The organism is Plasticicumulans acidivorans, from assembly GCF_003182095.1.
Classification (GTDB): domain Bacteria; phylum Pseudomonadota; class Gammaproteobacteria; order Competibacterales; family Competibacteraceae; genus Plasticicumulans; species Plasticicumulans acidivorans.
On the sequence record NZ_QGTJ01000014.1, the window covers coordinates 83,582 to 91,042 of the forward strand.

Genomic DNA, 7,461 nt, shown 5'->3' on the forward strand with positions numbered 1-7,461 from the left:
GGCTCAACGCCGCCAGGGCTGCTCGACGATGCGCCCGGCGAGCGCGGCGAGCGGCAGCACGATGTCGACCGCACCGCGGCGCACCGCCTCCGCCGGCATGCCGTAGACCACGCAGCTCGCCTCGTCCTGCGCCAGGCACAATGCGCCGCTGTCGTGCAGCTCGACCATGCCGCGGGCACCGTCGTCGCCCATGCCGGTCATGATGATGCCGAGGGCATTGGCGCCGGCCGCCTGGGCCACCGAGCGGAACAGCACGTCGACCGAAGGCCGGTGGCGGCTGACCAGCGGCCCGTCGACGACCTCGACCAGATACTGCGCGCCGCTGCGGCGCAGGCGCAGATGGCGACCGCCCGGCGCAATCAGCGCCAGCCCGGGCAGCACGCGATCGCCGTCGGCGGCCTCGCGCACCTCGATGCGGCACAAACTGTCGAGACGACGGGCGAACGCCGCAGTGAACTGTGCCGGCATGTGCTGAACGACGACCAGTCCGGGGCACACCGCCGGCAGAGCGGTGAGCATCACCTCCAGCGCCTGCACGCCGCCGGTCGAGGTACCGATGGCAACCACGCGCTCGCTGGTTTCGGCGAGTGCCGTGCCCGCCAGCGGCGGCGGACGCTGCGACACCGCCGCGAGCTTCGACTGTGCCGCGGCGCGCACGGCCTGGATCAGCTCCGCGGCATTGCCGAGCAGGAAATCACGCAGGCCGATGACGGGCTTGGTGACGATCGCCACGGCGCCGGCGGCCAGCGCCTCGCAGCCGGTGCGTGCCGCGGGGCCGGTCAGCGAGGAACAGATCACCACCGGCGTCGGCCGTGTCTGCATCAGCCAGCGCAGGAAGCTCAGACCGTCCATGCGCGGCATTTCAACATCGAGCACGATGACGTCCGGCCACTGCCGCTGCAGGTGCTGCTGCGCGAACAGCGGATCGGCCGCAGTGGCGATGACACGGATGCCGGGATCGCCCTCCAGCACGCTGCGCAACACCTGGCGCACCACGGCGGAGTCATCGACGATCATCACTTCAATCGGTTTCATGGTGCCGCACCCAGACGCCGCCGCTCCACAGCTCGAACACGATCTGCCGGTGTCCGCCGCCGCCAAGATGCTCGGCGCTGATGTGCATGCCGTACATCGCGGCCAGTGCCCGCGCTGAGACGATGTTGCGCTCCGGTACCGACACGACATTGGGGGACGAGGCGAACATGCGCCCACCACCGAACAGCTTCATCTGATAGTCGTGCAGACGGGTGCCGGCCGTCTCGACCTGCGCCCGCAGGATCTCCAGCGCCTCATCGGCGTAGCGCCCGTCGAGCGCCTCGGCGGGGCGGCGCGGCCGGGTACGCGTGGGCAGCATGTAATGGCACATGCCGCCGAGCCGCAACCGCGGATGCCACAGCGTCACCGCGACGCAGGAGCCGAGCAGCGTGCGGATGCGCGTGTGCTCATCGCCGAACCAGCACTCGCCCGGCTGCAGGAAGATTTCGATGATCGACTCAGGACGCGGCATGCGCGGCTCCCCGCCGACGGTGGATCGACGGCCGCACGCTGTCGAGCAGATCCGGCGGCAGGCCGAGGCCGTGCAGCGACTCGGCGTGGCCGACCAGCAGCCAGCCGCCGGGGCGCAGCCGCGCAACCAGCCGCTCGACGACCTGGCGCTTGGTCTCGGCATCGAAGTAGATCATCACGTTGCGCAGCAGGATCACGTCCTGCGGTGGGAACGGCGGCAGGGCTTCGAGCAGGTTGAGCATGCGGTACTCGATGCGCTGGCGCAGCGCGGGCGCGACCCGCAGCATGCCGTCGCGCGCGCCGACGCCGCGCTGGCAGTACGCCTGCAGATAGGCCGGCGGGATGTGCTGCGTGCGCGTCAGCGGGTAAATCCCCCGACGGGCCATCTCCAGCATGCGCTGCGACACATCGGTCGCCAGCAGCTGCCAGTCACGCGCGCCGCGATGGTTGTCGAGCAGCATCGCCAGACTGCAGGGCTCTTCACCGGACGAGCAGGCCGCGCTCCAGACGCGCACGCAGTCCTGCGTCGCCAGGGCCGGCAGGATCTGCTGCGCGAGGAAGGTGAAATGTGCCGGCTCGCGAAAAAAGTAAGTCTCGTTGGTAGTCAGCAGATCGAGCGCCAGTTCGGCCTCGGCAGTATCGCCACCGTCGATGACGCGCGCGACGTAGGCTGCGAGATCGGCACAGCCGAGTACGGCGAAGCGCCGGCCGAGGCGGCCGAGCACCATCGGCTGCTTGGCCGGCGTCAGCACGATGCCAGCACGCTGATGCAGCCAGTGGCTGAGGCGTGCGAAGGCGGGGTCGGAGGCAGCCGTCGTGTTCATTACGCTGCCGAGTCTAAGCGCCGCACTTCGCCGCCGCTGAGAGCCAGCGCATAGTCCGCTGCCTGCACCAGCGGTCGCGCAACGCGGTCTTGCCGGCAGAGGTTCGACAGCCCGCGCCCCAGGTCCGCAGCGTCCCGGTCACCCGAGCCGCAGCACACAGCCCAAGAGACGGCCGACGGCCTCAATCTGCGGATCGACTGGCATTGCCGGTCGTCGTGGCGCTGTCAGGCCGGGCGAACGTCGCCGGCCGGTGCGGCGATGCCTCCGGCCGCCTGCGAGCCGCGCACCGCCCGGCCACGGCAGTCGCATCACGATACGCCAGGCAGAGGCACCCCGACTTTCGCGCGGAGTCGCACCCTACGCGCTGGCCACGCAGCCCGCCGTGCGTGCGCCACCGCGCACCAGCGCGCTGCGTTCGGCGACGATCTCGGCCATCACCGAGACGGCGATTTCCGCCGGCGTGCGGCTGCCGATCGGCAGGCCGACCGGGCCGTGCAGGCGGGCGATCTCGGCCGGCGTCAGCTCGAACAGTGCCAGCCGCTCGCGGCGCGCGTGCGTGCTGGCGCGCGAGCCGAGTGCGCCGACGTAAAACGCCGCCGACTGCAGGGCACTCAGCAGGGCCATGTCGTCGAGCTTGGGGTCATGCGTGAGCGCAACGATTGCGGTGTGCTCGTCGGCTTCGATGGCGAGCACGGCGTCATCGGGCATGCCCGGCACGCGCTGCACCGCCGGCGCACTCCATTCCTGGCCGTACTCCTCGCGCGGGTCGCAGACCAGCAGCTCGAAGTCGAGCAGCGCGGCGATCGTCGCCACGCACTGCGACAGCTGACCGGCGCCGATCAGCAGCAGCCGCCAGCGCGGGCCATGCACGCTGCACAGCGTCTGTCCGTCCCAGCGCAGCACGGCGTCGCGCGGCGCGGGGCGCAAATCGACGGCGCCGCTGCCAACGTCGAGGCAGCGCATGACGCGCTCGTGGGCACGGCAACGTGCAAGCAGCTCGTCGAGCCAGTCGGCCGTGGCCAGCGACTCGCCGAGCAGGCGCAGCGTGCCGCCGCAAGGTAGGCCGAAACGGGCGGCCTCGTCGCGGCTGACGCCGTAGACGAGGAGTTCAGGCAGGGCCGTCGGCGGTTCGCGGCGCTGGCGCCAGACCAGATCGTCCTCGACGCAGCCGCCGGACACCGAGCCGGCGAGCGCGCCGTCGTCACGCAGGGCGAGCATCGCCCCGGGCGGGCGCGGCGCGCTGCCCCAGGTTTCGACGACGGTGTACAGGCGCACGCCATGGCCGGCGCGACGCCAGTCACGGGCGGCCTGCAGCGCAGCGAGATCGGCGCTGTCCATCAGGCTAGGCGCAGCGCCGCCGGCAGAGGCAGGCTGCGCAGACGCTGGCCGGTCGCGGCGAACAGGGCATTGGCCAGCGCCGGCGCCAGCGGTGGCACGCCCGGTTCGCCAACGCCGCTCGGCTTCTCAGCGGAGGGCACGATGTGCACCTCGACCACTGGCATCTCGTTGATGCGCAACACCGGATAGCTGTCGAAGTTCGACTGCTCGACGACGCCATCCTTCAGTGTGATCGCACCGTGCAGCGCCATCGCCAGCGCGAAGCCGATGCCGCCCTCCATCTGCGCCTTGATGACGTCCGGGTTGATGGCCAGCCCGCAGTCAACGGCGCAGACGACACGGTCGATCCTGTAACGACCATCGGCGGCCACGGTGAGCTCGACCACTTGCGCGACATAGGTGTTGAACGACTCGTGCACGGCGACGCCGCGGCCGCGGCGCTCGCCCGCGGCCGCCGAGGCCAGCGGTGTATCCCAGCCGGCCCGCTGTGTGACCAGATCAAGCACACCGCGATGCCGCGGCCGCTCAGCGAGCAGGCCGCGACGGAAGGCAACCGGATCGGCACCGGCGACCGCGGCTGCCTCGTCGATCAGTGTTTCGGTGACGAAGGCGGTGTGCGAGTGGCCGACTGACCGCCACCACTGCACCGGCACGGTGATATCGACCGGCGTGTGCAGTTCGACGCGCAGCGCCGGTACGGCATAGGCGAGGTCGGCCGCGCCTTCGACCGAGGTTGCATCGATGCCGTCCTTGACCATCACCGACTCGAAGGCGGTGCCGTGCAGGATCGACTGGCCAACGATGCGCTGCTCCCAGGCCAGCAACTGGCCGGCGCCATCGAAACCGAGCCGGGCCCGATGCAGGTACAGCGGCCGGAAGTGGCCGGCGTGCATGTCGTCTTCACGGGTCCAGACCATTTTGACCGGTGCTTCGAAGCCATGCGCGCGTGCAGCCAGCGCGATCGCCACCGCCTCGGCGACGTAGTCGGAGGTCGGATTGGCGCGCCGGCCGAAGCCACCACCGGCGTAGAGCTGGGTGATCGTCACCTGATCCGGCGTCAGGCCGCACATTTTGGCCGCGGTCGCCTGGTCCATCGTGTGCCACTGCTCGCCATTCCAGATCTCGCAGTGCTGCGGTGACAGGCGCACGACGCAGTTCATCGGCTCCATCGCCGCATGGGCGAGGTAGGGAAACACGTACTCGGCTTCGAGCGTGCGCGCCGCCATCTCGATGGTCGTGACCGCATCGCCGTCCTGACGCGCCGGCACGCCCGGCTGCATGGCGAGTTCGCGGTAACGGGCAATGATCTCGTCGCTGCCGAGCCGGAAGGCCTGGGCTTCGTCCCAGCTGACGTCGAGCGCATCGCGCCCCTGCCACGCCGCCCAGGTGCTGTTTGCCAGCACCGCCACGGCGTTCGCTCCGCGCGCGGCGCTGGCGTCGAACGCGACCACACCGACCACCCCCGGCACCGCCAGCGCGCGCGAGGCATCGAAGCGCTGCACCTTGGCACCGAAGCGCGGCGGGCGCGCCGTCACCGCGACCAGCATGCCGGGCAGCTGCACATCCTGAGTGAACCGCGCGCTGCCGTCGGTTTTGCCGGCACTGTCCTTGCGACGCAGATTGAGCTTGCCGATCAGCCGGAAGTCCTTCGGTTCCTTGACGCGGACCTCGGCAGGTACCGGCTGGCGCGCAGCATCGGCAACCAGTTCACCAAAGCCTGCCGAACGCTGTGACGCTGGATGACGAATCACACCGGCTTCGACCTGCAGCTCCACTTCCGGAATCTGCCAGCGTTCGGCGGCGGCGGCGACCAGCATCGCCCGCGCGGCCGCGCCAGCCTCACGCATCTGCATCCAGGCATTGGCCATGGCACTGCTGCCGCCGGTCGCCTGAATGCCGAACAGCAGATTCGCGTAGCGCTTGGCATCGGCCGGCGCGCCTTCGACGACCACCTGTGACCAGTCGGCGTCGAGCTCCTCGGCAAGCAGGGTCGCCAGACCGGTGTAGCTGCCCTGGCCCATCTCGACGTGCTTGGAGAGCACGGTGACACGGCCGTCGGCAGCGATGCGCACGAAGGCGTTCGGTTCAAAATCCGCCCCGGTCGCTGCACTCGCGGCAACAGCATTCGACTGCGGTGAGGACAGCGGTGCGAAGTAAAGACCGAGCACGAGCCCACCGGCGCCCTGCAGAAAGCGCCGGCGGCTGAGATTGACGATGCGCCCGCCCGTCGCTGGCGTGAGTCGGGAGAGGCGTTCACGGATGCCCATGGTGCACCTCCTCAGGCCAGCGCACTGGCGGCAGCGTGGATCGCCGCGCGAATGCGCACGTAGGTTGCACAACGGCAGATGTTGCCGGCCATCGCAGCGTCGATATCGGCATCGCTCGGGGCCGGATTGATCGACAGCAGCGCTGACGCCGCCATGATCTGGCCGGACTGGCAATAGCCACACTGCACGACGTCGAGTTCACGCCAGGCCGTCTGCACGGCACGGCCGGCGCGCTCGCTGCCAACGCCTTCGATCGTCGTGACCGGTTTGTCACCGACGCTGCCGACAGGTGTGACGCAGGCGCGAACCGGCTGGCCGTCGATGTGCACGGTGCAGGCGCCACACAACGCTTTGCCGCAACCGTATTTGGTTCCGGTCAAGCCGATGACGTCGCGCAGAGCCCAAAGCAAGGGCATCTCGGCGGGCACGTCCAGCATATGCGGCTGGCCATTGATGTTCAGAGTGAGCACGGGGCACCTCCTCGTGCGGCGGTTCAGGCAGGAGGAAAATCCGTCACCGGCGATGATGACGGCAGGGAGAAACGGCCGGCGAATTCGGCTCGCCGGCAGGCGGCGGGATCATCCACGTCGAGTAATACCCCGGCGTCGGGCATCTCGACTTCATACAGGCTCGCTCCGAGTCCGGGAAACAGCAGCCGCCCTCCGCGATCACCGCGCAGTGCGCACAGTGCCGGGAAGCAGCTGACACTCCACAGGACCGGATTACCGCGCTGTCCCCGGTAGACCGGGACGCAGGCGGCAATATCGGCACTGCGCTCGAAGGCTTCAATCAGCAAGCCCAAATGGGCCGACGTCACCAGGGGCATATCCGCAAGCAGCACGAAGGCGCCTTCGATATCTTGCGGCAGACTCCGCAGACCGGCGCTCAGTGAAGAGGCCAAGCCCCCCGGGTGTTCGGCGTTGAAAACCAGCCGTACCGGCAATCCCTGCAGTGCAGCAGCCAGCGCATCGTGCTTATGACCGGTAACGACGTTCAGTGCGGCCAGTGGCAGCTCCGAAGCGGTGCGCACGACCCGCCGAATCAACGGCTCGCCATCGAACTCCAGCAACAGCTTGTGCCATGGCGCCATACGCGTCGAGCCACCGGCGGCGAGCACCAGCGCGGCAATACGACGGTTCACGCCCGCTCCCGCCATAAGTGCGGATGGCAAAGCGATCGTGATAAGAGAGAAATATCTCGCTGGCGCACCGACACACCTTTGCACGTAAGGTCCGAACCGGCTGAATAAAACTCAGCATAGGCAGAATTCTACGAACGAAAGATGTGCGATCAACACATCACGACATGGCTGCGATACAGGCAGACGTGATCGAACACCACATAGGCCCAAGACGGACACCGTGTGGGCAGGCGAATGGGCCAGAAAAACGAGGGAACGATGGTGAGGTTTTTCAAACCCCAAGAAACGCGAAGCCCCTGACCGTTGTAATGGGTCAGGGGCTTGTTGTGTAAGGTGCCTGGCGGTGCCCTACTTTCACATGGGGAGGCCCCACACTATCATCGGC

The 7,461-nt window shown here is 68.7% G+C and carries 7 protein-coding genes; all 7 read right to left on the reverse strand.

The genetic code is table 11. From position 1 onward, the window contains the following. Positions 1-3: 3 nt before the first annotated feature. The 7 genes from C7443_RS18425 to C7443_RS18455 all read right to left on the reverse strand — a co-directional run bounded on the left by C7443_RS18425 (position 4) and on the right by C7443_RS18455 (position 7,076). Positions 4-1,035, reverse strand: a complete 1,032-nt coding sequence (locus C7443_RS18425; protein ID WP_110020331.1) for a protein-glutamate methylesterase/protein-glutamine glutaminase — start codon at positions 1,033-1,035, stop codon at positions 4-6. Further along, a complete protein-coding gene (locus C7443_RS18430; RefSeq protein ID WP_110020332.1) occupies positions 1,022-1,507 on the reverse strand; it encodes a chemotaxis protein CheD in 486 nt (161 codons plus the stop codon). The genes C7443_RS18425 and C7443_RS18430 overlap by 14 nt, the downstream gene beginning before the upstream one ends. After that, positions 1,494-2,330, reverse strand: a complete 837-nt coding sequence (locus C7443_RS18435; protein WP_110020334.1) for a CheR family methyltransferase — start codon at positions 2,328-2,330, stop codon at positions 1,494-1,496. The genes C7443_RS18430 and C7443_RS18435 overlap by 14 nt, the downstream gene beginning before the upstream one ends. Positions 2,331-2,687: 357 nt before the next feature. After that, complete coding sequence (locus C7443_RS18440) at positions 2,688-3,668, reverse strand: XdhC family protein (RefSeq protein ID WP_110020336.1); 981 nt, start codon at positions 3,666-3,668, stop codon at positions 2,688-2,690. Next, positions 3,668-5,935: a xanthine dehydrogenase family protein molybdopterin-binding subunit gene (locus C7443_RS18445; protein ID WP_110020337.1), complete on the reverse strand. Its 2,268-nt coding sequence runs from the start codon at positions 5,933-5,935 to the stop codon at positions 3,668-3,670. Before C7443_RS18445 ends, C7443_RS18440 begins: the two co-directional genes overlap by 1 nt. An 11-nt stretch (positions 5,936-5,946) precedes the next feature. Further along, positions 5,947-6,405 carry a (2Fe-2S)-binding protein gene (locus tag C7443_RS18450; protein WP_110020339.1) on the reverse strand — a complete coding sequence of 153 codons (459 nt, stop codon included), beginning with the start codon at positions 6,403-6,405 and terminating at the stop codon, positions 5,947-5,949. Positions 6,406-6,428: 23 nt separating this feature from the next. Further along, on the reverse strand, positions 6,429-7,076 hold the full coding sequence (locus tag C7443_RS18455) for a nucleotidyltransferase family protein (protein ID WP_170123692.1): 648 nt from the start codon (positions 7,074-7,076) through the stop codon (positions 6,429-6,431). Between the last annotated feature and the right edge of the window lie 385 nt (positions 7,077-7,461).